25 protein-coding genes are annotated in these 24,462 nt (G+C 70.5%); 23 read left to right on the top strand and 2 right to left on the bottom strand.

What is annotated here, in order from left to right; translation table 11 throughout:
* Positions 1 to 270: 270 nt before the first annotated feature.
* The 3 genes from FBR43_RS13565 to FBR43_RS13555 all read left to right on the top strand — a co-directional run bounded on the left by FBR43_RS13565 (position 271) and on the right by FBR43_RS13555 (position 5,490).
* Positions 271 to 3,435 (top strand): glycosyl hydrolase, encoded by a 3,165-nt coding sequence (locus FBR43_RS13565; RefSeq protein ID WP_136943606.1) that lies wholly within the window; start codon positions 271 to 273, stop codon positions 3,433 to 3,435.
* 100 nt (positions 3,436 to 3,535) lie between these two features.
* Complete coding sequence (locus tag FBR43_RS13560; RefSeq protein WP_169542615.1) at positions 3,536 to 4,912, top strand: aminopeptidase P N-terminal domain-containing protein; 1,377 nt, start codon at positions 3,536 to 3,538, stop codon at positions 4,910 to 4,912.
* A gap of 50 nt (positions 4,913 to 4,962) precedes the next feature.
* The gene (locus FBR43_RS13555; protein WP_136943604.1) at positions 4,963 to 5,490 is read left to right on the top strand and encodes a PepSY domain-containing protein; all 528 of its coding nucleotides are present in this window, start codon (positions 4,963 to 4,965) and stop codon (positions 5,488 to 5,490) included.
* On the opposite strand, the gene FBR43_RS13550 is transcribed toward FBR43_RS13555, so the two are convergent.
* The gene (locus FBR43_RS13550; protein WP_136943603.1) at positions 5,487 to 7,592 is read right to left on the bottom strand and encodes a TonB-dependent receptor; all 2,106 of its coding nucleotides are present in this window, start codon (positions 7,590 to 7,592) and stop codon (positions 5,487 to 5,489) included. The two genes, FBR43_RS13555 and FBR43_RS13550, sit on opposite strands and share 4 nt — an antisense overlap.
* Positions 7,593 to 7,763: 171 nt before the next feature.
* On the opposite strand from FBR43_RS13550, the gene dinB reads away from it, so the two are divergent.
* The gene (gene dinB, locus FBR43_RS13545) at positions 7,764 to 8,849 is read left to right on the top strand and encodes a DNA polymerase IV (protein WP_136943602.1); all 1,086 of its coding nucleotides are present in this window, start codon (positions 7,764 to 7,766) and stop codon (positions 8,847 to 8,849) included.
* Positions 8,850 to 8,859: 10 nt separating this feature from the next.
* On the opposite strand, the gene FBR43_RS13540 is transcribed toward dinB, so the two are convergent.
* Entirely contained in the window at positions 8,860 to 9,621 is a 762-nt protein-coding gene (locus FBR43_RS13540) for an SDR family NAD(P)-dependent oxidoreductase (RefSeq protein ID WP_136943601.1), read from the bottom strand.
* A 209-nt stretch (positions 9,622 to 9,830) separates the two neighbouring features.
* Here FBR43_RS13540 and FBR43_RS13535 point away from each other — a divergent pair, with 209 nt between their 5' ends.
* The 19 genes from FBR43_RS13535 to FBR43_RS13445 all read left to right on the top strand — a co-directional run bounded on the left by FBR43_RS13535 (position 9,831) and on the right by FBR43_RS13445 (position 24,462).
* Positions 9,831 to 10,370 carry a hypothetical protein gene (locus FBR43_RS13535; protein ID WP_136943600.1) on the top strand — a complete coding sequence of 180 codons (540 nt, stop codon included), beginning with the start codon at positions 9,831 to 9,833 and terminating at the stop codon, positions 10,368 to 10,370.
* Complete coding sequence (locus FBR43_RS13530; RefSeq protein WP_394344037.1) at positions 10,357 to 11,691, top strand: DNA-packaging protein; 1,335 nt, start codon at positions 10,357 to 10,359, stop codon at positions 11,689 to 11,691. Before FBR43_RS13535 ends, FBR43_RS13530 begins: the two co-directional genes overlap by 14 nt.
* Positions 11,692 to 11,719: 28 nt before the next feature.
* Positions 11,720 to 12,850: a phage portal protein gene (locus tag FBR43_RS13525; protein WP_136943599.1), complete on the top strand. Its 1,131-nt coding sequence runs from the start codon at positions 11,720 to 11,722 to the stop codon at positions 12,848 to 12,850.
* Positions 12,851 to 12,858: 8 nt separating this feature from the next.
* Positions 12,859 to 13,140 carry a DUF6127 family protein gene (locus FBR43_RS13520; RefSeq protein ID WP_136944227.1) on the top strand — a complete coding sequence of 94 codons (282 nt, stop codon included), beginning with the start codon at positions 12,859 to 12,861 and terminating at the stop codon, positions 13,138 to 13,140.
* On the top strand, positions 13,128 to 13,517 hold the full coding sequence (locus FBR43_RS13515) for an HK97 family phage prohead protease (protein ID WP_169542614.1): 390 nt from the start codon (positions 13,128 to 13,130) through the stop codon (positions 13,515 to 13,517). The genes FBR43_RS13520 and FBR43_RS13515 overlap by 13 nt, the downstream gene beginning before the upstream one ends.
* Positions 13,514 to 14,536: a phage major capsid protein gene (locus FBR43_RS13510; protein ID WP_136943598.1), complete on the top strand. Its 1,023-nt coding sequence runs from the start codon at positions 13,514 to 13,516 to the stop codon at positions 14,534 to 14,536. The genes FBR43_RS13515 and FBR43_RS13510 overlap by 4 nt, the downstream gene beginning before the upstream one ends.
* A 61-nt stretch (positions 14,537 to 14,597) precedes the next feature.
* On the top strand, positions 14,598 to 14,864 hold the full coding sequence (locus FBR43_RS13505; RefSeq protein ID WP_136943597.1) for a spike base protein, RCAP_Rcc01079 family: 267 nt from the start codon (positions 14,598 to 14,600) through the stop codon (positions 14,862 to 14,864).
* Entirely contained in the window at positions 14,864 to 15,802 is a 939-nt protein-coding gene (locus tag FBR43_RS13500; protein WP_136943596.1) for a phage head spike fiber domain-containing protein, read from the top strand. Before FBR43_RS13505 ends, FBR43_RS13500 begins: the two co-directional genes overlap by 1 nt.
* 37 nt (positions 15,803 to 15,839) lie before the next feature.
* Positions 15,840 to 16,373, top strand: a complete 534-nt coding sequence (locus FBR43_RS13495) for a head-tail connector protein (RefSeq protein ID WP_249276598.1) — start codon at positions 15,840 to 15,842, stop codon at positions 16,371 to 16,373.
* Positions 16,370 to 16,579 carry a hypothetical protein gene (locus FBR43_RS13490; protein ID WP_169542613.1) on the top strand — a complete coding sequence of 70 codons (210 nt, stop codon included), beginning with the start codon at positions 16,370 to 16,372 and terminating at the stop codon, positions 16,577 to 16,579. The genes FBR43_RS13495 and FBR43_RS13490 overlap by 4 nt, the downstream gene beginning before the upstream one ends.
* The gene (gene gp17, locus FBR43_RS13485) at positions 16,576 to 16,971 is read left to right on the top strand and encodes a tail completion protein gp17 (RefSeq protein WP_136943594.1); all 396 of its coding nucleotides are present in this window, start codon (positions 16,576 to 16,578) and stop codon (positions 16,969 to 16,971) included. The genes FBR43_RS13490 and gp17 overlap by 4 nt, the downstream gene beginning before the upstream one ends.
* A gap of 59 nt (positions 16,972 to 17,030) precedes the next feature.
* A complete protein-coding gene (locus tag FBR43_RS13480) occupies positions 17,031 to 17,438 on the top strand; it encodes a phage major tail protein, TP901-1 family (protein WP_136943593.1) in 408 nt (135 codons plus the stop codon).
* Positions 17,435 to 17,728 (top strand): GTA-gp10 family protein, encoded by a 294-nt coding sequence (locus tag FBR43_RS13475; protein WP_136943592.1) that lies wholly within the window; start codon positions 17,435 to 17,437, stop codon positions 17,726 to 17,728. Before FBR43_RS13480 ends, FBR43_RS13475 begins: the two co-directional genes overlap by 4 nt.
* 14 nt (positions 17,729 to 17,742) lie before the next feature.
* Positions 17,743 to 17,952 carry a phage tail assembly chaperone gene (locus FBR43_RS13470; RefSeq protein ID WP_136943591.1) on the top strand — a complete coding sequence of 70 codons (210 nt, stop codon included), beginning with the start codon at positions 17,743 to 17,745 and terminating at the stop codon, positions 17,950 to 17,952.
* On the top strand, positions 17,945 to 18,694 hold the full coding sequence (locus FBR43_RS16585) for a tail tape measure protein (protein ID WP_136943590.1): 750 nt from the start codon (positions 17,945 to 17,947) through the stop codon (positions 18,692 to 18,694). Before FBR43_RS13470 ends, FBR43_RS16585 begins: the two co-directional genes overlap by 8 nt.
* Before the next feature lie 78 nt (positions 18,695 to 18,772).
* Positions 18,773 to 21,073 (top strand): DUF2460 domain-containing protein, encoded by a 2,301-nt coding sequence (locus FBR43_RS13460; RefSeq protein ID WP_136943589.1) that lies wholly within the window; start codon positions 18,773 to 18,775, stop codon positions 21,071 to 21,073.
* Positions 21,070 to 21,894, top strand: a complete 825-nt coding sequence (locus FBR43_RS13455; protein WP_136943588.1) for a DUF2163 domain-containing protein — start codon at positions 21,070 to 21,072, stop codon at positions 21,892 to 21,894. Before FBR43_RS13460 ends, FBR43_RS13455 begins: the two co-directional genes overlap by 4 nt.
* Positions 21,891 to 22,295, top strand: a complete 405-nt coding sequence (locus FBR43_RS13450) for a peptidoglycan endopeptidase (protein ID WP_136943587.1) — start codon at positions 21,891 to 21,893, stop codon at positions 22,293 to 22,295. Before FBR43_RS13455 ends, FBR43_RS13450 begins: the two co-directional genes overlap by 4 nt.
* Position 22,296: 1 nt before the next feature.
* Positions 22,297 to 24,462, top strand: a complete 2,166-nt coding sequence (locus FBR43_RS13445) for a phage tail protein (RefSeq protein WP_136943586.1) — start codon at positions 22,297 to 22,299, stop codon at positions 24,460 to 24,462.

Here is a 24,462-nt window from a genome sequence, read left to right as displayed (position 1 = left end):
CGACCACCCTGTGATTCTAGGCGGTCTTCGGCGGGGTACGGTGAGCGGAGGGGGTTGCTCGATGAACGGGCTATTGCGGCGTTGTGTAAATCGCTCCGCGACCCGTTTTAGCGATACTATTTCTCGTCTTGCCGCTGACCGTGCGGCGCAATCACAAGCCACCGGCTGCTTCGTTCTTGCTTAGTTGAACAAGCGCGAGTGGGTCGGGCCGGCCTGGCTCGTCGCACGCGGGCGGCACAAAATCGATTCAGCATGTGGGGGAGTGCTCCGATGTCCATTTTCGTCAGCCGACCATCGGGGTCGGGCCGATCGTCACGGAATCGCCTCGCGGTCTGGGCGGCGCTGCTTCTCGCTTCGACATCGCCCGCGCTGGCGCAGGATGCGCTGAATGCGGACGACCTTGCTGCGCTCGAATGGCGCGAGGTCGGCACCGCCGCGCCGAGCGGGCGGATCACGCGCTTTGCGGTCCATCCGACCGACCAGCGGATCATCTATGCGGCGAGCGCCTCGGGCGGCCTGTGGAAGACGGTGAACGGCGGCACGAGCTGGAAGCCGATCTTCGAGAAGCAATCGACGGTCTCGATGGGCGTCGTGACGATCGACCCCAACAATCCGGAGACGATCTGGGTCGGCACCGGTGAGCAGAACAACGTCCGCAGCTCGCAATATGGCGACGGCGTCTACCGCTCGACCAATGGCGGCGAGACCTGGGAGCATATGGGGCTCAGGGACAGCCGCCATATCGGCCGGATCATCGTCGACCCCAGGGATTCGAACACGATCTACGTCGCCGCGCTCGGATCGCTGTGGGGTCCGAGCGAAGAGCGCGGGCTCTACCGCAGCAAGGACGGCGGCAGGACATGGACCCGCCTGCTCCGGCCGAGCAAATATACCGGCGTGGTCGAAGTCGCCATGCATCCCACAAATCCCGATATCCTCTACGCCGCCACCTTCCAGCGCGAGAGGCGCAACTGGAGCATGATCGGCGGCGGCGCGGAGGGCGGCCTGTGGCGCAGCACCGATGGCGGCGATCGCTGGGAGCGGGTGGGTAACGGCTTTCCCACCACGCCGGTCGGCCGAGTCGGCGTGACGTTCTGCCCCAGCAATCCCGACATCATGTACGCAACGGCCGTAGGCCCGGACGGCGGCACGTTCCGCTCGGCCGATGGCGGCGCGTCGTGGGAGCGCCGCAACGCGACGATGCAGAGCCACTGGTATTATGGCGAGCTGTTCTGCGACCCCGCCAATACCGAGCGCGTCTATGCGCCGATGACGCCGCTGCTGCGCTCGGAGGATGGCGGCAAGACCTTTGCCAACATCGCCGAAAGCCAGGTCCATGCCGATCATCACACGCTGTGGATCAACCCGAAGGATCCCGACCATCTGATGGTCGGTAACGACGGCGGCATCTACATCTCGCGCGACGCGGGCAAGCGGTGGGAGTGGCAATCGAACCTGCCCGTCATGCAGCTGTACACCGTGGCGGCGGACATGCAGGAGCCCTTCTACCACGTCTATGGCGGCACGCAGGACAATGGATCGTGGGGCGGCCCCATCGGCACCCGGTATGAAGACGGCATCGCCAACGAGGACTGGTCGTTCCTCTCGGGCGGCGACGGCTTCTACGCCGTGGCCGACCCTACCGACGCGAACATCGTCTACTCGCAATCGCAATACGGCTCGCTGCTGCGCACCAACCGCAAGAGCATGGAGCAGAAGCGCATCCAGCCCTGGCAGCCGCAGCAGGGCGAGTTCCCGCCCTATCGCTGGAACTGGAGCGCGCCGCTGGTAATCTCGCCGCACGATCCGAAGACGCTGTATTTCGGCGCGAACGTCGTGTTCCGCAGCCGCGACCGTGGTGACAGCTGGGAGCGGATCAGCCCCGATCTGACGCGGCAGCTCAGCCGCGACAAGCTGCCCTTGCAGGGCAAGGTGCAGCCGGCGAACGCGATCGACCTGCACGCGAGCACCGCGCTGTACGGCAACATCCACTCGCTGTCGGTTTCGCCGCTGCGCAACGGATTGATCGCCGCGGGCACCGACGACGGGCTGATACAGGTCAGTCGCGACGATGGCCGGACGTGGTCGAAATCGGCGCGTTTTCCGGGCGTGCCCGACCAGATGAAGGTCGCGATGCTGACCTGGTCGCCGACGCGCGAGGGCACGATCTTCGCGGTGTTCGACGGCCACAAGGACAATGATTTCCGTCCGCACGGCGTGCGCAGCGACGATTATGGCGCGACCTGGCGCAGCATCACGTCGAACCTGCCGGCGTTCGGCCCCACCAAGAGCATCGCCGCGCACCCGCGCAATGGCGAGCTGCTGTTCGTCGGTACCGATTTCGGCGTCTATTTCTCGCGCGATGGCGGCGGGAACTGGCTGCCGTTGCGCTCGGGCCTGCCGACAAATTCGGTGCAGGGCATCCTCGTCCATCCGCGCGAGAACGACCTGGTGATCGGCACGCACGGACGCGGCTTCTGGGTGCTCGACCAGCTCAACCTCGTCGAGGCGCTGACGCCCGAGGTGGTGCAGTCGCACAGCTTCCTGGCGCCGCCGCGGCGTGGGACGCAGATTCGCGACGTGGCACGCGGTCGCGCAAATTCGGGGCACACCTATTACACGACCAAGAACCCGGCTCGTGGCGCGATGATCGATTACTGGCTGGGATCGCAGGCGGCGGGCCAGCCGGTCAGAATCGACGTGCTCGACGCGGGCGGCGCCGTGATCCGCACGATCGAGCAGCCGGCGGCCGAGCGCGGCGCGCGGCGCGCCATCTGGGACCTGCGCTACGCGGCGCCGCCGAGCGACGGCAATGCGTATCGCAAGCTGCGCGGCCGCTTCGTCACGCCGGGCACCTATCAGGTGAGGTTGTCCGTGGGCGATGCGGTGCACGACCGGCCGCTCGAGGTTCGCCTCGATCCCGAAGTTCAGATTTCGGCTGCGGACAGCGCGCTCTTGCAGCAGACGCTGGCACGTCAGGCAGCGCTCGTCACGGCGACGCATCATGCCGACAAGGCGATCAAGGCCAGCGTCGAGCAAACGACGGCACTGCTCAAGAAGCTCGAAGAGGCGAAAGCAAGGCGCGCGCTGATCGCCGAGGCGCGGGCCGCGATGCAGGAGGCCAACCGGCTCAAGCTGATGCTGAACGGCGAGGATTCAGGCGTCGCGCAGCAGGAGACGGTGCTGCCGCTCGGCGAGCTCACGCGCAACCTCTATGTCAGCACCGAAGGCTATACCGCGCGGCCGGGCGAGGCGCAGCTCCGATTGACGGCGCTCGCGCAATCCGACGTCGAGCGGCTCGATCGCGATCTTCGCGCGCTCGTGACCGAAAGGCTGCCTGCGTTGCAGCGCTCGGCGCAGGAAGCCGGCGTCGAATGGCCCGCGCAAACGCTTCCGACGCTGCCGAGCGGCGTCCCCATCGCACAGCAAATCTGACGAGGATCCCATCATGCGACAGCCCTTGATCGAGGCGACGCGGCGCTCGCTTTCCGGCGGGGGCGCTCTGCTTCTCGCCATCGCGGCAACCTGCGCGCCCATGCACGCCATGGCGGACGGCGGCCCCCATCTTTCGCTACAGGCGCTCGAGCTGCGCGAGGGGCATCGCGAAGCGGCGATCGAACGTCGCGCCGACTTCGCCAAGCGGATGCAGGGCGGGCTGGCGGTCATCACCAGCGCCGACCGATCGCAGGCCAATCGCTATGAGTCCTTCACCGACGAAACCGAGAACAAGGATTTCGTGTTCCTGACGGGCATCTATGACGCGCATCCGCCCGGACATGTGCTGGTGCTGAATCCGGGCGGCAAGACCTACAAGGAAATCCTCTACACCGACATGGACCCGAAGGAGGCGACGCGCCTTTCGGGCATCGTCCACGTCTTTCCGCGCGACCGCTTTCTCGAGCATATGAGCAGCGCGCTGACCGATTACCGGAACCTGCGCATCACGCAGCTGCGATTCAAGGAAGTCGCGTCCGACCTGTCGTACGGCTGGGGCAACAAGGAAAAGCCGCTCTACGTCAACTATCCGCGCTTCGATAATCTGAACGAGGCGCCGCCCGAGCGCCTCGCCTTCGTCGACCGCATCCGCGCCTCGACGAGCGAGGTGCAGGTGCGCGATGCGTCGGACATTCTCGATCCGATGCGGATGATTATCGACCGCTTCGCGCGCAAGAACCTCGATGAAGCGATCGCGATTACCGGGCGCGGCCTTCAGGAAGGAATGCGCATCGCCAGGCCGGGCCTGACGACGTTGCAGGTGATGCAATCGGTCGATTACGTCTATCGCCTCAACGGGGCGACGCTCGGCTTCATTACTGGCGTGTCGCCCGCAAGCCAGGTGAACGAGAAGATCGCCTGGGAGAGCGCCGCCGCCGAGGAGGCCGCGCGCAAGGGCGACGCGCGCATCATGCCCGGCAGCCTCGTCCATTTCGATACCGGCGCGGCGATGAACCATTATTCGGCCGACATCCAGCGCACCGTGCCCGCCGATGGCACTTTCACCCCCGAACAGCGCCGTATCTATCAGGGCGTGCTCGACGTGCAGAAGGCGGTGATCGCGGCGGTACGACCCGGCGTCACCTGGGCGCAGCTTCAGGAGATCGCCGAGCGCGAGCTGCGCAAGAAGGGCGGGTGGGACGAGAGCTACACCTACGGCATCGGCCATTTCATCGGCATGGAGGTGCATGAGCACGGCGATTATGTCGGGCCGCTCAAGCCCGGCATGGTCATCGCGATCGAGCAGGGCGCCGTCGTCAACGGCACGCGTGTCGCCTTCGAGGACGACGTGCTGGTGACCGACAAGGGGCACGAGTGGCTGACGCGGTTCATCCCGATCGAGATCGACGAGGTGGAAGCACTGCGGCGCCAGCCGGCGACGCTCCGGCCCGAAGCGTTCCTCGCACCGCCGCGGTGAGCGCGCCGGCACCGCTTCCGCCGCGGCATGGCATCGCCTAAGCCTGGCCGATGGGACGAACCTTACGGAAGATCCATTACTGGCTGACGGCGTTCACGCTGCTGACGGTCGCGGTGGTGGCGGTGAGCGGCGTGCTGCTGACGCTGCGCAAGGATTTCGCGGTGTTGCAGCCGCCCGCGGCAACGGCGGCGGCGCCCGGTCTTCCCCCGGTTCGGCTCGACCGATTGCTCGTCGCCGTGCGCGACGTTCCGGGACGCGGCGAGCTTGGCTGGCGCGACATCGATCGGATCGACATCCGGCCGCGCGACGGGCTCGCCAAGGTGATCCTCGAGGACCGTACCGAATATCAGGTCGATCTGCACACCGCGCAGCTGCTGCAGACGGGCTATCGCACGTCCGACCTGATCGAGACGATACACGACTTCAGCATCCTGGGCGGCTGGGGATTGTATCTGCTGGCGCTGCCCACCGGCCTGGCGCTGCTCGTGCTGTGGGGAACGGGGGCCTATCTGTTCCTCCAGCCGATGCTCGTGCGCCGACGCAAGCGCCGCGCGCGCGTGGCGGCGGGAACGCGCTAGTCGAGCCGCAGCCCGATGCGCCACACCCGCCCCGGCAGCGGCAGCCCCGCCTGGGGGAAGACCGACGCATCGGCGGCGTTGTCGACCGCGCCGGTGAGCGATAGCCGCCCGCTGCCTGCCCTGGCGACCGGAACCGCCGCGCGCAGGGCGATCAGCGTGCCGGGGGCGAGGCGCACCACCTCGCCGCGCGCGTCGAGGTCGATCGCGTCGCCGATCTGCTGCACTTCGGCGCGGATATCGAAGCGATCGGGCAGGTTCCAGTCGAGCGCGACGAAGGCCTCGTAGGAGGGGCGTTGCGGCAGCCGTCGCACGGCAGCGCTGCCGCGATCGGCGCGCGCCTCGAGCACGCTGCCGGCGAGCTCGATACGAAGGTTGGACGTGAGCGCCTGCGTCAGCAGCGCGTCGATGCCGAAGCTGGTGGCGCCGCTGAGATTGAAGCGCTGCCGCCGTCCGTCGGGCAGCACGCGCTGTGCGAGCGTGTCCTGCAAGCGCGCGAGGAAAGGATTGATCGTCAGCCTCAGCCCGCGATGCGTCCAGCGAAGCTCGGCATCGGCGAGCCAAGCCTGTTCGGGACGAAGATCGGGATTGATCGCAAACCGCCCGAGCGCCTCGCCGAACAGCTCGCGCGCGGTGGGAAAGCGCGTGCGGCGCCCGCCGCTGAGCGTCAGTACGGCGGCATCGCTGAGGTCGAAGCGGAGCGCGGCGGACGCGGCGAATGCGTCAAGCGCGGGCTGGCGGGGCTTGTCGCCGGTGAGCGGCGTCTCGGCACGGTCGTACGCCGCACCGAGGGTGGCGGCGATGCCGCTGGCGACGGGGGCGTCGGCTTCGACGCCGAAGCTGTAGAGATTCTGCCGATAGCGCAGGCGCGGTCCGGCGATGCCGGTTGGCAGCGCGGTTTCCACCCCGACATGCGTGGTCGACTGGGCGGTGGCGGCCCAGCGCAGGTTTACGGGGCCGGCCGGATGCGTGAGCGTCAATCGCCCGCCGAGCGTCCGGTCCCTGTCCTGCTGACGCGCGCGGCGCGCGGTGTAGGTGACGTCGCGATACTGATCGATCGTCTGCGCGAACCATTGATGCCAGCCGACCAGCCGGACCTCGGTCTGCTCGGCGAGCGTCGCGGACGCCCCCAGCGTCGCCTGTGTCAGGTCGATCTGCGGATAGCGCCAGTAGCGCGGGCCGGCGCTTGGCGGCCGGTCGCCTTCGGGCGCGATGCCGCGCGATGCGTCCAGGTGTAGAAGCGAGGCGCGCAGCGCGACCGGCAGGACATCGGTTCCGACCGCGGCGAAGAGGCTGGTGGCGTCGAGATCGGTGTTGGTCCGCGCTTCGCTCGATACCTGGCCGAACGGGAGGCTCCCCGCCAGCGGCTCGGCGTCGCGCGTGATGCCGCCGACCGCGAGCGTCGTGTCGATCGCGCCCAAACGCTCGGTGAGGACGAGCGAACCGCTGCCCGATCCGAGGCTTCCCGCCTCGAGATATGCGAACGGCTTCCCCGGCCCCCGGCGCGTGCGAAAGTCGACGACGCCGCCGACGGTGTTCGCGCCATATTCGATGGGCGCCGCGCCCTTGGTCACGCGCGCCTCGCCGAGCAGTCCGGCGGGCAGCAGGCCGAGATCGACGCGCCCGTCCCACGGCACTGCCAGCGGTGCGCCGTCGAGGAACACGCCCGTCTGCCGCTCCTCGACACCGCGCACGCGCGCGATCGTCTCGCCGCGCGAGTTGGTGCGCACCGCCACGCCGGGCAGGCCGCGCAGGATGTCAGCAGCGCTACGCGGCTGCCGGTCGACGAGCAGATCGGTGGCGACGGTGAGCGCGGGCGGGCCGATGCGGCCGTCCTGCACCGGCGCGGTGACGGTGATCCACTTCTCTTCGATCGCGCGCTCGGCTCCCACCTGTTGCACGACATGTGGACTCGGCGGGGGGGTGCGATCGACCGGGGGAGCGGCATGCTCGACAGGAGAGGGTGGCGCGAGCGGCTGACCGGTTGCGGTCGCGAGCCCGGCGGCCACCGCGGCATCCTGCCCGTTCGCGGCGGCGAGGGCGGGAAACGCGCCGCTCATCGCGAGGGCTGCTGACGCATGCAGGAAATGGCACCGCTTCATCATGTCACCCCCCCGGTGCGCGGTCGGGGTATGCCGGTAAGGTGTTGCGTTTCAAGCTTGAAACCGGAGCGATTCCGATCGCGTTGGCCGGTTTGCAATCGTCCATCGCACCCCGCCGCCGGCGCGCTGCCTTGCGCTGTTCCGATTTCGTTCCGGGCCTGCTAAAGCCGCGCGATGGTTGCGGCGGATATTCGCAAGATCATCCATGTCGACATGGACGCCTTCTTCGCGTCGGTCGAGCAGCGCGACGATCCGGCGTTGCGCGGGCGTCCGGTGGCGGTGGGGCATGCCGCGGCGCGCGGCGTGGTGGCGGCGGCGAGCTATGAAGCCCGAGCCTTTGGCGTGCGATCGGCGCTGCCTTCGGTCACGGCGATCCGGCGCTGCCCCGAACTGGTGTTCGTGCCGCCGCGCTTCGAGGTGTATCGCGCGGTATCGCAACAGATCCACGCGATCTTCGCGCGCTATACCGAGCTTATCCAGCCGCTGTCGCTCGACGAGGCGTATCTGGACGTGACCGCGAACAGGCGCGGCATCGAGACGGCGTGGCGGACCGCGAAGGAAATCCGCGCGGCGATCCTGGCCGAGACGGGGCTGACGGCCTCGGCGGGCATTTCGTACAACAAGTTCCTCGCCAAGCTGGCCTCGGACCATCGCAAGCCCAACGGCCAGTTCGCGGTGACGCCCGAAATGGGTGCTGCCTGGGTCGAGACGCTGCCCGTCAGCCGGTTTCACGGCGTGGGGCCGGTGACGGCAGCAAAGATGAAACGGCTGGGGATCGAGACGGGCGCCGATCTGCGCGCGCAGTCGATGGCGTTTCTCGAGCGGCATTTTGGCAGCGCGGCGGCCTGGTATCACGCGATCGCGCGTGGCGAGGATCATCGCGCGGTGAACCCCGATCGCGTGCGCAAGTCGTCGGGATCGGAGACGACGTTCGACCGCGACCTGACCGACCCGGCCGAGATCGAGGCGGGCGTGCTGCGCATGGCCGACGATGTGTGGCGCTGGTGCGCAAGCCGCGACAGCTATGGCCGGACGGTGACGGTGAAGATCAAATATGGCGACTTCCGGCAGATCACGCGCAGCCGCAGCCAGCCAGCGCCGGTGACGACGCAGGCGGGACTGCGGCAGGCGGCGACCGAGCTGGTGCGGCTGGTGCTGCCGCCGGCCAAGGGCATCAGGCTGGTGGGCGTCACGGTATCGAACTTCCAGCCCGCCGCCGCGACCGAGCTGCCGATGTTCGGCGAGGCGGCCGCGGGTTAGAGTCGTGCCCTCAGCGCGGGGCCATGCGGATTGCGCCGTCGAGGCGGATGACCTCGCCGTTGAGCATCGGGTTGGTGACGATCGCCTCGACCAGCCGGGCATATTCCTCGGGCTTGCCGAGGCGCGCGGGGTGCGGAACCTGCTGGCCGAGCGAATCGAGCGCGGGCTGCGGCAAGCCCATGAGCAGCGGCGTGAGGAACAGGCCGGGCGCGATCGTCATCACGCGGATGTGGAGCTGCGACAGGTCGCGCGCGATCGGCAGCGTCATGCCCGCGACGCCGGCCTTCGAGGCGGCATAGGCGGCCTGGCCGATCTGGCCGTCGAACGCGGCGACGCTGGCGGTGTTGACGATGACGCCGCGCTCCTCGCCGACATCGTCGAGCCGCGCGGCGCGGGCGGCGAACTGCGAGATCATCGAGAAGGTGCCGATGAGATTGATGTCGATGACCTTGCGGAAGGTGGCGAGCGGATGCGGATCGCCATCGCGCGTCACCGTCTTGATCGCCGAGCCGACGCCGGCGCAGTTGACGAGGATGCGCGGCGTGCCGAGCTCGGCCTCGACGGCATCGAGCGAGGCGGTGACATTGGCCTCGTCGGCGACATTGGTGCGCACGAAGCTGGCGCCGATCGCCGACGCCGTCTCGCGGCCGCTATCTTCGTTCAGATCGAACAGCGCGACCTTAGCGCCGCGCTCGGCGAGCATCGTCGCGGTGGCGCGGCCTAAGCCCGATGCGCCGCCCGTTACGATCGCGGTCAATCCTTCGATGTTCATGTGGCATCCCTCCTTGTTCGTCGTTGGCATCGAGGTACGCGACGCACGAGCGGTTGCAAACCGGAACGCGTTCTCGTGGATACGACGAACCATATAGGATAAAACATATTGACAGCGCGACGCTGATATGGCACATAACGGGAACGCTGAAGAATTGCGAGTCGGGCTGGGGCCGTGACGCTTTCCGGTCCTTGTTGTGCGGGGGCGCGATGGACGATGTTCTTTCAGGCGGTGCGAACCGTACGGTCCAGCGGCGGGCGGCACGACCCGGCTGGACGATGCGGCGGCGCAAGCGCTTCCTCGAAATGCTGGCGGCGACGTGCAACGTGCGCCGCGCGGCGGCGGCGGCGGGCGTTGCGCCCAGCGGTGCCTATGCGCTGCGCCAGCGCGACGAGGTGTTCGCGGCGCTGTGGCAGGAAGCGCTCGAGGCCGGGTACGACCGGCTGGAGCATGCCGTGCTCGAACGCGCGCTGATCGGCGTCAATGCGATCGAGATCGAGGGGCTGGTCGACGTCGAGGTGGTAGCGGGAGCACTGCCGGTCGACGCGACCGCCGATGCCGTGGCGGTCGAGCGGGTCGATATCGCGGTGGCGCTGAAGGTGCTGGCGCAGCATCGCGCTTCGGTGCAGGCGGGGCACGGCGTCAACCGATCGACCGCGCGCGCGACGCCCGAGGAGACCGATGCCGCGATCATCAAGAAGCTCGACCTGCTGGCCAAGCGACTGAAGCGCGAACGTGGCGAAGGCTGAGGCGGCGGCTGGGGCGGCGCTGCGGCTGCCGCTCGCCGAACTGGCGGTGCTGCCGCCGGCGCAGCGCGCCACGTTGCTCAATGGCCTGACGCGAAAGCAGCTGCGCGAGCTCGAGGTGCGCTGGTGGGCATGGGCGCATCCGGGCCAGCTGGCACCGCCCGGTGACTGGCGCGTGTGGCTGATCCGCGCGGGCCGCGGCTTCGGCAAGACGCGCGCGGGGGCTGAATGGATATCGGAGATGGCGCGCACGCACCGCGACGCCCGGATCGCGCTGGTGGGCGGCACGATCGACGACGTGGCGCGCGTGATGATCGACGGGCCGAGCGGCCTGATCGACGTGGCGTGGGACGATCAGCCGCTGCAATGGCGGCGCGATGCGGGCACGCTGCGCTTCAAGTCGGGCGCGCGGGCGTTCGTCTATTCGGCCGAGGCGCCCGAGGGGTTGCGCGGCCCCGAACACGACTTCGCGTGGTGCGACGAACTTGGGAAGTGGGGGCGCGGCGGCACTGCCACCTGGGACAATCTGATGATGGGGATGCGGCGGGGCGAGCGGCCGCGCACGCTGGTGACGACGACGCCGCGCGCGACCACGTTGCTCAAGCGCGTGATGGCGCTGCCCGACATGGTCGAGACGCGTGGCAAAACGCGCGACAATCCGGCGTTGCCGCCAAGCTTCGTGGCGGCGATGCTTGCCGATTATGGCGATACGGCGCTCGGCCGGCAGGAGCTCGACGGCGAGCTGATCGAGGATGTGGCGGGGGCCTTGTGGTCGCGCGCGCTGATCGAGCGCGTACGCGTGGTCGAGGTGCCGCTGCTGGTGCGCGTGGTGGTGGGCGTCGACCCGCCGGCGAGCGCGACGGGCGATGCCTGCGGCATCGTCGCGGTGGGGCTAGGCGTCGACGACATCGGCTATGTGATCGACGATGCGAGCGTGGCCGGCGCGTCGCCGGCGACCTGGGCGCGCGCGGTTGCGGCCTGTGCCGAGCGGCACGGCGCCGACCGCGTGATCGCCGAGGCCAATCAGGGCGGCGACATGGTGGCGGGCGTGCTCAAGGGTGCCGAGGCGACGCTGCCGGTGAAGCTGGTGCGCGCGACGCGCGGCAAGGTGGCGCGCGCCGAGCCAGTGGCGGCATTGTATGAAAGCGGGCGGGTGCGCCATGCCGGCGCATTCGGGCTGCTCGAGGACGAATTGTGCGGGCTGGTGCCCGGCGGCGGCTATCAGGGTCCCGGCCGATCGCCCGACCGCGCCGACGCCTGCATCTGGGCGCTGACCGAGCTGCTGCTGCGCGCGCGCAAGGTAGCGGCGGTGCGGCGGCTCTAGGCGGCAACGCCGATTTGGGAGATCACAAATGAGATGGTTCGGCAGGAAGGCCGGGCGCGAGGTGTCGCGGCCGGTGTTGGCGCGCGTGCAGTCGGTCGCGCGGATCGGCGAGTGGCCCGCGAGCTACGAGGCGCAGGTGCGCGAGGGCTATGCCGGCAATCCGGTGGCGCAGCGCGCGGTTCGGCTGGTGGCGGAAGGCGCGGCGGGGGCGCCCGTCGCCGCGTCGGACCCCGCGCTGGCGGCGCTGGTGGCCGAGCGATCGGCGGGGCAGCCGCTGATGGAGACGCTCGCCAGTCACTTGCTGCTGCACGGCAATGCCTATGCCCGCGTGCTGGGCGATGGGGTACGCGTGCACGAGCTGTTCGCGCTCAGGCCCGAGCGCGTGACCGTCGAGCCCGATGCGCTGGGCTGGCCGGCGGCCTATCGCTACCGCGTGGGTGAGCGGACCGAGCGCATGGCGTGCGAGGACATGGCCGGGCGGCCGGCGGTGATCCACATCCGCGGCTTCCACCCGCTCGACGATCATTACGGGCTGGGGTGCCTGGGCGCGGCGGCGGGGGCGGTGGCGATCCACAATGCCGCGACGCGCTGGAACAAGGCGCTGCTCGACAATGCGGCGCGGCCATCGGGCGCGCTCGTCTATGATGCCGGCGACGGCAGCGTGCTCGCGCCCGAGCAATTCGAGCGGCTGCGCGCCGAGATGGAGGGGGCGTTCCAGGGCGCGGACAATGCCGGGCGGCCGATGCTGCTCGAAGGCGGGCTCAAATGGCAGGCGATGAGCATGACGCCCGCCGACATGGACTTCATGGCGCTGAAGGCAGCGGCGGCGCGCGAGATCGCGCTGGCGTTCGGCGTACCGCCGATGCTGATGGGGCTGCCGGGCGATAATGCCTATGCCAATTATCGCGAGGCCAACAAGGCGCTGTGGCGCCAGTCGATCGTGCCGGCGGCCGAGCGCATCCTGGGGGCGATCGCCGAAGGGTTGCGGCCGTGGTTCGCCAATGCGTCGCTTGCCGTCGACGTCGATCGCGTGCCCGCGCTCGGCGAGGATCGCGGGCGGCTGTGGGAGCGGGTGAGCGCCGCCGACTTCCTGAGCGATGCCGAGAAGCGTGCGATGCTGGGCATCGAACCCGCCGCGCCCCAAGGGGCTGCGGCGTGAGTGCGGCGATGCTGGCCGAGCTGATGTGGCAGGCTGAAAGCGACGGCGCCGACCTCGCCACGCTGCGCGGCATCGCCGAGGAAGCGGGCGAACTGGCGGCGGCGCGCGCACTGGCGCGGCTGGGGCTGAGCGATGCCGGCGCGGCGCAGGACATGGCCGAGCTGCGCGAACTGCTGGCGGCGTGGCGCGATGCGAAGCGATCGGCGCTGCGCGCGGCGCTCGGCTGGTGTGTGCGCATGGTGCTGGCGCTGGTGCTGGTGAAGCTGGGGTTCGGCGGATGGGTCAAGTGATCGGTTTTGCGGGCTATGCCGCGATCTTCGACGTGCCCGATCGCGCCGGCGACGTGGTGCGGCGCGGCGCCTTCGCGGCGGCCGGGCGCGTGCCGCTGCTGTGGCAGCATCGCGGTGTTCCCGTGGGCGAGATCGCGGCGATCGGCGAGGATGCTTGCGGGTTGCGCGTGCGTGGGACGATCACGGCACTCGAGCTTGCCGGGCTGGTCCGCGCGGGCGCGCTTACCGGCCTGTCGATCGGCTACCGACCACGGCGCGTGCGCCAAGGAACATATCGTGAACTTATCGAGCTCGACCTGATCGAGGTCAGCCTGGTCGCGCAGCCGATGCAGCGGGCGGCGCGCATTTTGGAAACGCTGGAGGAGACGAGCGAATGAGCGGAGTGAATGGTGTGGCCGCGCTGTCGATGCGGCCGATGCTGGGTGGCGCGGCGCCGGCGGGCGATGCGGCGTTCGAGGGCTTTCTGCGCGCCGGCGGCGGCGGCGTGGAAACCAAGGCGTTCACAGGCGTGACGGGTGCCGAAGGCGGCTATGCCGTGCCGCGCGAGATCGACGCAATGATCGGCGCGACACTGAAGAGCGCGAGCCCCATCCGCGCGATCGCCAATGTGGTGCAGGTGGGCAGTGCCGGCTATCGCAAGCTGGTGGCGGCAGGCGGCACGCCTTCGGGCTGGGCGGCCGAGACCGCCGCGCGGCCCGAGACCGCGACGCCGACCTTCCACGAGATCGCGCCGCCGATGGGCGAGCTGTACGCCAATCCGGCCGCGAGCCAGGCGATGCTCGACGATGCGGCATTCGACGTCGAAGCGTGGCTCGCCGACGAGATCGCGCGCGAATTCGCCAAGGCCGAAGGCAGCGCCTTCGTCAACGGCAACGGGACGGGGCGGCCGCGCGGCTTTCTGGCGGTGCCCAACGCGGCGACTAGCGACGCGACGCGCGCCTTCGGCACGCTGCAATATGTGGCGAGCGGGGCGGCGGGCGACTTTGCCGCCAATCCGCAGGAGCGGCTGATCGACCTGGTGCACGCGCTGCGCGCGCCCTATCGCCAGAACGCGACCTGGGTGATGAACGCGACCACGCTGGCGCGCATCCGCAAGATGAAGACCGCCGACGGCGCGTTTCTGTGGCAGCCCGGCCTCGCGGCGGGGCAGCCCGACAGCCTGCTCGGCTATACGGTGGTCGAGGCCGAGGACATGCCCGACATCGCCGCCAACAGCCTGGCTATCGCGTTCGGCGACTTCCGCAGCGGCTATCTGATCGCCGAGCGCGGCGAAACGGTGATCCTGCGCGATCCGTACAGCAACAAGCCGTTCGTCCATTTCTACGCGACCAAGCGCGTGGGCGGCGCGGTGAGCAATTCGGAAGCGATCAAGCTGATGAAGTTCGCGGCTTCGTGAGGCCGGCGGGGCGGGCGTGTCCCGCCCCGACCCCTGATGTTCGAGACCGAAGGAGAGAATGATGGCCGATGCTTTCGGCAACCATGCCGATCAGGTTTCCGCCCCCGCCACGCGCGCGGTGGCGATCGTGCCGCACGACACGACACCGCTGGCCGACATTCCCAAGGCGCTGTTCGTGGGCGGCGGCGGCACCATCGTGGCGCGTGGCGCCGGCGGGGGGGACGCGGTGGCGTTCGCTGGCCTCGCGGCGGGCAGCATCCTGCCTCTGCGCGCCAGCCATGTGCTGGCGACGGGGACGACCGCCACCGGCATCGTGGCGCTGTACTGATGGCGGCGCTGGGCTTTGCGCGCGGGCTGGGGATCGCGCCGGCAGCGGGGCGGCGCCATGCCGGCTTCGCATTCGCGGGGCCGGCGCTGCCGTCGGGCGCGACGCTGACGCGCGCATCGGCTGCGACATGCGTCGACGCAGGCGGCCGGATCGTGACGCATGCCGCCGATACGCCGCGCTTCGACCACGACCCGGTTACGCTGGCGCCGCGCGGGCTGCTGATCGAAGCTGCGGCGACCAACCAGCTGGCGCGCAGCAGCGCATTCCAGCTTTCACCCTGGTCGGTCAGCAATGCGACGCTTGGGGCTGCGGCGCCTTCGCCCGACGGCGGCACGGGCGCGACGCAGGTGAGCGACGCCGCGACGGCGGCCTATGGCCAGCTTTCGCAAAGCGTCACCATCAGCGCGCAGGCAGTGGGATCGATCTTCATCGCCAAGGACGGCGTGCCGGCGGCGACGCGCGCGGTGCAGTTCCGCTTCGGCGCGCCCTGGATGCTGATCGACACGCAATCGGGCCAGATCGTCGCGGCTGCAAGCGGCATGGAAGGCGGCATCGCCGATCATGGCGGCTTCTGGCGTGTGTGGATCACCCTGACGGGTGCCGGCGGATCGGGCCTGTTCGGCGTGCTCCCCGCCGGCGCGACCGGCACGACGCTGAGCGCGGCGGCGACCGGATCGGCAACCTTGTGGGGCGCGCAGATGGAGGCCGGCGGCGTGCCGAGCAGCCCGATGGCGACGGGCGCCGCCGCCGTGACGCGCGCGGCCGATGTGCTGCGACTGCAGTGGGGGATGCACGGCATCGCCGATGGCGGGATCACGGTGCGCTATCGCTTTGACGACGGCAGCACGCAGCTGGTCGGCGCGACGGTGACGGGCGGCGTGGCCGAGGTTCCGGCGACACTGGCGCGCCGCCACCTGATGTCAGCCGAACTGGCGTGATGCGCCGGCTTCCCCACCGAAAAGCGGAGACGAGGCGATGAGTTGGGCAACGGGCGGGCCGGGCGACGTCCGGCTGGACGCCGAGGACAAGGCGATCGCGATCGGCGAAATCGCGGCGCTGCTGCGCATCGGCACCGAGCAGGAGCCTGCGCTGCTCGGCCGGCTCGCCGACGAGGCGCTGGCGATGGCCGAGCACTTCACCGGCCAGGCGCTGATCGTGCGCGACGTGACCGAACGGGTGCGCGCCGATGGCGACTGGCACCGGCTGATGGCAACGCCGGTACGATCGATCGCGCTGGCGACGACGCCGGGCAACGCGATCGACATCGATGCGGCGGGCGACGGCTGGGTGAAGCTGGCGCGTGGCGCGGCACCGCTCGCGGTTTCGTACCAGGCGGGGCTGGCGACCAGCTGGGCCGAGCTGCCGGCGGGACTCCGCGGCGGCATCGCGCGGCTGGCGGCGCATCGCTTCGACGCGCGCGACGACGATCAGGTGCCGCCGGCGGCGGTTGCGGCCTTGTGGCGGCCGTGGCGGCGGATGCGCATCGCCGCATCGGCGCCGGCGCCATGAACGGCCGGGCGATGGCGCGCATCGGTCACGTCGTGGAGGCGCGGGCGGCGGCGCGGCGGGCGGTGATAGCGGCGGCACTCGCGGATGCCGCACCCGATGCGAGCGTCACGATCGAGGGTGAGCAGGTGACGGCCACGATGCGCGGGGCGGCGCGGCGGCGCGCGACCGAACCGGCGCTGCGCGCAATTGCGGAGGTGGGGCGATGACGGCGCTGCTGCATGCCGCGCTGGCCGCGGCGGTGCGCGGCCATGCGCCGCTCGGCGACGCGCTCACCGCGACATTCGAGGCGCCGCCGGTCCGTGCCGCGCGCCCCTATGCGCTGATCGCCGAGGCGATCGTGACCGATTGGGGCGCCAAGGACATTGCGGGATGCGAGGCGCGCTGCGCGATCGAGCTGCACGATGGCGGCGAAAGCCCGGCACGGCTGCGCGCGCTGATCGACGAGATGGCGCCCGCGCTGGCGGCGATGCCCGCGACGATCGGTGGCGGGTGGCGCATCGTGACGCTGGTGCCGCTGCGCCGACGCATCGTGCGCGCCAGGGGAGATGGCTGGATCGCCGTTGCCGAATTCCGCGTGCGGATGCTGCGCAGCAATTGAGCGGAACCGGGGTGTCGCGTGCGAGGCGGACCCCTTCATCAACCAAGAGGAGAGGCGAGATGCCGGCAGAGAAGGGAAGCGCGTTTCTGTTGAAGGTGGGCGACGGGGCAAACCCGACAGCGTTCACCACGGTATCGGGGCTGCGCACGACGCAGCTTTCGATCAATGGCGAGGCGGTGGCGATCACCAGCAAGGATTCGGGCGGGTGGCGCGAACTGCTGTCGGGTGCGGGCGTGCGATCGGTCAGCGTGTCGGCGGCGGGCATCTTCACCGGATCGGCCGCCGAGACGCGCGTGAAGGGTAATGCGCTGGCGGGGCTGCTCGACCGCTACCAGCTGAGCTTCGAGAGCGGCGAGACGATGACGGGCGACTTCCTCGTCACGCGGCTCGACTATGCGGGCGATTTCAACGGCGAGCGCAGCTACACGCTGAGCCTCGAAAGCTCGGGGCCGGTGGCGAGCGCATGAGCGAGGCGGCCAACGAGGCGCGCGGCGAGGCGGCGATCCGCGTGTGCGGCGAGACGCTGGTGCTGCGCCCGAGCTTCACCGCGCTGGTGGCGGCCGAAGGCGAGCTGGGGCCGCTGTTCGCGCTGGTCGAGCGCGCGGCGGCTGGGCGGCTGGCGCTGGGCGAGATGGTGGCGCTGTTCTGGCATTGCCTGAAAGCCCCCGCGCCGATACCGCGCGACGCCTTTGCCGAAGGCGTGACGGCGGGCGGGCTGGCGGCGGCGACGCCCGCGCTTCGGCTGCTCATCGGCTAGATCCTGGCGGGGCGATGAGCGACGCGCGTTTCGCTGCGCGCGCGCGCGCGCAGGCGCTGGCGGGGATGGCGGGCGTGCTGTTCGGCTGGACGCCCGACGGCTTCTGGCGCGCGACGCCCGCCGAACTGGACGCGCTCGCCACGGCGCTGGCGCCCGATGCGGCAGTGCCGCCCGCCGACCGCGACACGCTTGAACGGCTGATGGAGGCGTTTCCCGATGGATGAGGAAATCGAGCGGCTGGTGGTGCAGGTGCGCGCCGACACGCAGAGCTTCGCGCGCGACATGGCGGTGATGCAGCGCAGCCTCGACGGGCCGTTCGCCGCGGGCGTCGACCGTGCGGGGCGGGTACTAGAGGGCAGCCTGCTGCGCGCGGTGCGCACCGGGCAATTGGGGTTCGAGGATTTGGGCAAGGTGGCACTGCGCGTGATCGACGGGATCGCGGCAAGCGCGGTGCGATCAGGTCTCGACGCGCTGCTGGGTGGCGGCGGGGCGTCGCGCGAGCGGGGCGGCGGCCTAGTCGGTGCGGTGACGGGGTCGGGCGGTGGCGGGTTGCTGGGGGCGCTTACCGCGCTGCTCTCGGGCGCGCCGGGCCGCGCGACTGGCGGGCCGGTAAGTCCCGAACGCCCTTACTGGGTAGGCGAGCGCGGCCCCGAGCTGTTCGTGCCGACGGCGAGCGGGCGGATCGAGGCGCTGCCGGCGCAACCGGCGTCGCGCGCGATGGTAGTGGCCGGGCGTGAGGCGAGCGCAGGCGTGTCCGAGGCGCGTGGCGCGATGCAGGCGCACGGCACGAGGGCGACTGCGCCAGCACGTGCGACGCCGATGTTCTCATCCCCGGCGCCACTGCCGCGCGAGGTGCGCGTGGCGATCACCATCAACGCGCCACCGGGCGCAGCACCGGCAATGCTCGCGCGATCGGGGCGGCAGGTGGCGCGCGAATTGAAGCACGCGCTGGCGCAGGTGGAATAGCGGCGGCGCCCGCGCCTGCTGGGGACGACGGTTTGGCGCATTCGTCGCCTGCCCTGCAATGACCAAGAGGAATAGACCATGGGCCATTGGCTGGCGCATCGGCGGACGGTGCAGCCCGAGGGCGTGCTGACGCGCTTCGATCCGCGCTTCTGGAGCGTCAATTTCCCGCGACCGATGATGGCGAGCGTGGTGACGACGGCGCAGGATGCGCTGCGCGTCGATTTCGTGTTCTACCGCGCGGGCGATCTGGCGGGGCTGATCTGGGACAGCGCGGACACGCACGACCATGTGCTGCTGCGCTATGCGACCGAGCGCGATTATCGCCGCACGACGCTGCGTTTCCGCTGGCGATCGGGCGGGCTGGTGGCGCTCGACGCGATCAACGGCCCGACGCTGACGATCGAGGGACGCGACGCCAACGGCGTGGCGCGCGCCTGGTATGTGCGGCAGTGGAACTACGCCGTGGGCGACCCCGAGGATGCCGTCGTCACGATCGACTTCGCGAGCGTGGCGGGCGGCTATACGCATCCCGCGCAGGCAGACCCCGTATGGGCGGGCGATATCGACCGGATGTTCATATCGCTCGTCGCGCCGGGTTATGCCGAGGGGAGTGACGCGCCGATCGGGCCGGTGGAAGGCTGGGCCGAACTGAGCGACATGCGATGCACCGGATCGGGATCGGTACTGGCGATCGGCGAGACGATCGTGCCCGAGCACCGGCTGCGGATGGCGACGGGCTATGACGATCACTACAACCTGACGCCGACGCGATTGCTGCGCAACATGCTGCACCTCGGCTATCGTGGCACGATCAATCACTATGTGGGAATGAGCCATTATTTCCGGCTCGAGGAGCAGGACGGCGGCTGGTATGCGAGCCTCGCCGGCGGCGCGCTCAACACACCGTGCCGGTCGTGGCACCTCGACTTCGCGCGGCGGGCGAAGGCGCTGGGATTTGGGCTGATCTGGTCGCTCAGCTACGAACTGTTCGACGCGCATTGCTGGGGCGACTGGAAGCAGCGCGCGCATGACGGCAGCCCGGCGTTGACCGGGTGGGAGCCCCCTTCGACGCTGCTCAGCCCGGCGCATCATGGGGCGATGGGGTATCTGCGCAGCGTCGCGCAGGCGTTCGCCGCGATCGCCGCCGAGGCGGGGCAGCCGATGCGCTTCCAGGTGGGCGAGCCGTGGTGGTGGGTGCAGCCGGCGGGCAACCGGCCATGCCTGTACGACGATGCCGCGCGCGCGGCGCTGGGCGGCGATCCGGCGGTCATCACCGACATCACGCAGCCGATGGATGCCGCGCGGCGCGCGCTGCTCGACGCGGCGGGCGCGCTGCTCGCGGCTTCGACGGCGGCGCTGTGCGACGCGGTGCGCGCGGTGGCGCCCGAAACCGAGACGCTGCTGCTCGCCTATCTGCCGACGGTGCTCGACGCCAAGGCGCCCGAGGCCAAGCGCGCCAACCTGCCGATCGGCTGGGCGAAACCCGCCTTCGATATCCTCCAGCTCGAGGATTATGACTGGGCGGCGACGGGCAATAGCGGCGCCAGCGTGCGCGGCGTCGCGCTGGCCGAGGCGCGGCTGGGCTATCCGGCGAACGAGCAGCATTATCTGGCGGGCTTCGTGCTCAATCCCGAGGACGCCCATCAATGGCCGGCGATCGACGCGGCGGGTGATGTGGCGCGCGGGCGCGGCGTGGCCGAGGTGTTCGTGTGGGCGCTGCCACAGGTGCTGCGCGACGGATATGTCCATTTCGACGAGCAGGAGGACGATGTGCAGGCGTTCGACGACGTGGCGTTCCCGCTGGCGCTCGGCGCCGAGTGCGAGGTTACGCCCGAGCTTTCCACCGCGATCGCGACAAGTGCTTCGGGGCACGAGCAGCGCAACGCCAACTGGGCCGAAGCGCGCACGCGCTACGATGTGGGGCCTGGCATGCGATCGGAGGAAGATATCGTGGCGCTGCTCGCCTTCTTCCGGGCGCGGATGGGCGCGGCGCGCGGCTTTCGCCTGCGCGATCCGTTCGACTGGCGATCGGGCTCGGGCGAGCCGCGGCACGACGACCAGATCCTCGGCGCGGGCGATGGCGAGCGCCGCCGCTTCGCGCTGGTGAAATATTATGGCGAAAGTGCTCGACGGATCACGCGGCCCGTCGCCGGAAGCGTGCGCGTTGGGGTGAACGGCGTGGTGACGGGGGCTTTCACGCTCGATCCGGGCGGCCATGTGACCTTCGACCAGCCGCCGCCGGTGGGGGCGACGGTGAGCGCGGGATTCGCCTTCGACGTGCCAGTGCGCTTCGCGGAGGACCGGCTGAGCGTGAGCCGCGCGACGTTTCTGGCAGGCGAGGCGCCTTCGGTGCCGCTGATCGAACTGCGCGAGCCATGAGCGCCAACGCTGCCGCCTGGTTGGTGGGCGAATGCACCAGCTTCACCTTTTGCTGGCGGATCGAGCGGCGCGACGGCGTGGCGATCGGGCTGACGGCGCATGACCGCGATCTGGTAATCGACGGCATCGTCCATCGCGCGGCACCCGGCATCGTTCCCTCGGCGATCCGGCGCAGCGACGGCCTCGACGCCGACAGCATGGAAGTGACGGGCGCGCTGACGCACGGCGCGATCGGCGAAACCGACCTGCTTGCGGGTCGCTGGGACGGTGCGCGCGTGGCGCTGTTCGCGGTCGACTGGAGCGACGTATCGCGGCGTGTGCCGCTGGGCGACGGGGTGATCGGCGGCATCGAGACGCGCGACGGCGACTTCTCAGCCGAGCTTCGCGGCAGCGCGGCGCTGCTCGACGCGCCGGTGGCCGAGGTCACCTCGCCCGAATGTCGCGCGAGCCTGGGTGATGCGCGCTGCCGCGTGCCGATGGCGGCGCGGCGGACGCTGGCGCGCGTCACCGCGATCGACGGCGCGACGCTGACGCTCGACGTCGAGGAGCCCGTGCCGAACGGCTGGGGCAGCGGCGTGCTGCGCTGGTTCGGCGGCGCCAATAGCGGGCTGGAGGACGCGATCGACGCATCGGCGGGAGCAACGGTGACGTTGCGCGAACCGCCACGGCTGGTGGCGGAGGCCGGCACGCTGGTCGAGCTGATCGAGGGATGCGACAAGCGGCTGGAGACGTGCGCCGGCCGCTTCGCCAACGCCATCAATTTCCAGGGCGAGCCGTTCCTGCCGGGCATCGACCTGCTGACGCGGTATCCGGGGCTGTGAGCGGCGCGGCGATCGCGGCGGCGGCGCGCGGGCTGGTGGGAGCAAGCTTCCGGTTGCACGGGCGCGACCCGGCCACCGGGCTCGATTGCGTCGGCGTGGTGCTGGCGGCGCTCGACGGCGCGGGGTGCGGCGTCGCCGATGTCAATGGCTATCGGCTGCGGACCGCCGATGCCGATCATGCCGCCGGGGTCATCGCCGGTGCAGGGCTGGCACGCGTCGATGCGCCGCAAGTCGGCGACGTGGCGCTGATGCGCGCGGGCGGCGTGCAGCTGCATCTGGGAATCGTGACCGAAAGCGGGCTGGTGCATGCCGATGCGCATCTGCGCCGCGTGGTCGAGCGGCCGGGCACGCCGCCCTCGCCGGTGATCGCGTGGTTCCGGGCAGGCGGGGAAGGGGGCTGAGATGGCGACGTTGCTGCTGACGACGATCGGCGGGGCGGTGGGCGGCCCGGTGGGCGCGGCGCTGGGCGCGATCGCCGGGCGTGCGATCGACGGCACGGTGTTCCGCCCCGCGACGCGGCAGGGCCCGCGGCTCAACGAGCTCGCGGTGCAGACCTCGTCCTATGGCACGCAGGTGCCACGGCTGTTCGGCACGATCCGCGTGGCGGGCACGGTGATCTGGTCGACCGACCTGATCGAGACGGCGACGACCGACGAGGGCGGCAAGGGCCGGCCCGACACGACGCGCTACAGCTATTCGGCATCGTTCGCGGTGCTGCTGTCGGCACGGCGCATCGCGGGGGTGCGGCGAATCTGGGCCGACGGCAAGCTGCTGCGCGGCGAGGCCGGCGACCTGAAAACGCCGACGCTGTTCCGGCTGCACACCGGCGATGCCGATCAGCCGCCCGATCCGCTGATCGCGAGCGCGCAGGGGAGCAGCCGCACGCCCGCGCATCGCGGCATGGCCTATGCCGTGTTCGAGCAGTTCGAGCTTGCCGATTATGCCAACCGCATCCCGTCGCTGACCTTCGAGGTCGAGGCCGATGCCGCGACGGTCGATCCGGCGGCGATCGCGGCGGCGATCAGCGGCGGGCTGGTGACTGCCGAGGCGGCGCTGATGCCGGCGTTCGAGGGCTTCTCGGCGCATGGCGGATCGCAGCGTGCGGCGATCGAGACGCTGGGCGAGGCGAGCGGCGCTTGGTTCGCCCCCCAGGGCGACCGGCTGGCGATGCGCAGCGGACGCGGCGACGCGCGGATCGTGCGCGATGCGGGCATCGGATCGCCCGCGCCGGCGCCACGCCGGCTGCGCACCATCGCGCCTGCCGATCGCGCGCCGCGCAGCGTGACGGTGGGGCATTATGATGCCGCGCGCGACTATCAGGCCGGGTTGCAGCGCGCCACGCGGCCGGGGGCGGGGGTGCGCGAAGTGCATCTGGAGCTGCCGGCGGTGCTGGGGGCGGGTGCGGCGAAGGGCGTGGCGACGGCGATGCTCGCGCGGCTCGACGCGGGGCGGCAGCGGCGGCGCGTGGCGCCGGGTTGGGAAGCGATGGGAATCGCGCCGGGCGACCGCGTGACGATCGCGGGCGAGGGCGGCGAGTGGCGCGTCGCCGGCTGGTCGCTGGAGAATATGGCAGTCGCGCTCGATCTGGCGCCGATCGCGCTGCCGCGCGCGACCGCGGCGGCGGCGCCGGGCGAAGTGGCTGGTGCGCGCGACGTCGTGCACGGACCGACGCGCGTGATCGCCGCCGAACTGCCGGCGACCGACGATGCGCTGTGGACGTCGCCGCGCCTTACGGTGCTCGCCGCCGGGGCGCTTGCCGGGTGGCGTGGTGCTACGATCCTGACCAGCGCCGACGGCATCGGCTGGTCCGTCGCCGCCGCGACGCGCGCGCCGGCGATGCTGGGCGTGACGACGGTTCCGCCCGGACCGGCTTCGAGCCTCATCGAGGACCGGCGCAGCACGATCATCGTCGAACTGGCGCATGGCGCGATGCGGCTGGGGATGGCCGATGCCGCGGCGCTGGCGGCGGGCGCGAACCTTGCGCTGGTTGGCGAGGAGCTCATCCAGTTCGCCAGCGCGGTCCAGACGGGCGAGCGGCAATGGCGGCTCTCGGGCCTCTGGCGCGGGCGGCGCGGCACCGAATGGGCGATCGAGGCGCATGCCGCGGGCGAAGGCTTCGCGCTGCTCGACCCTGCGGCGACGGTGACGATCGCGCTGCCGCAGGCGGCGATCGGCGGGGTGGTGCATGTCGGCGCCAAGGGCATCGGCGATCCGGTGGTGGTGAGGCTGCCGCCGATCATGGTGCGCGGCGCGTCGGTACGCCCTCCATCACCGGTGCATCTCCGCCAGGAGCTGCTTTCCGACGGGTGCGTGCGGATCGGCTGGAGGCGACGCAGCCGCGCGGGCTGGGCCTGGAGCGACGGGATCGACGCGCCGCTGGGCGAGGAGATCGAGGGATATCGCATCGCCATCACGCCCGCGGGTGCGGGCGGGGCGATGCGGACCAGCGCCACGCCCGGCGCGCTCCTTACCGCCGAGGAGGCTGCCGGCGACTGGGCGGTGCGCGTCGCGCAGTTCGGGACGCACGCGGTCTCGCTCGAAAGTGCGATCGAACGGGCAACGGGATGA

The sequence above is a fragment of the Sphingomonas baiyangensis genome, from assembly GCF_005144715.1.
Classification (GTDB): domain Bacteria; phylum Pseudomonadota; class Alphaproteobacteria; order Sphingomonadales; family Sphingomonadaceae; genus Sphingomonas; species Sphingomonas baiyangensis.
This window is presented reverse-complemented; position numbering and strand designations above follow the sequence as displayed.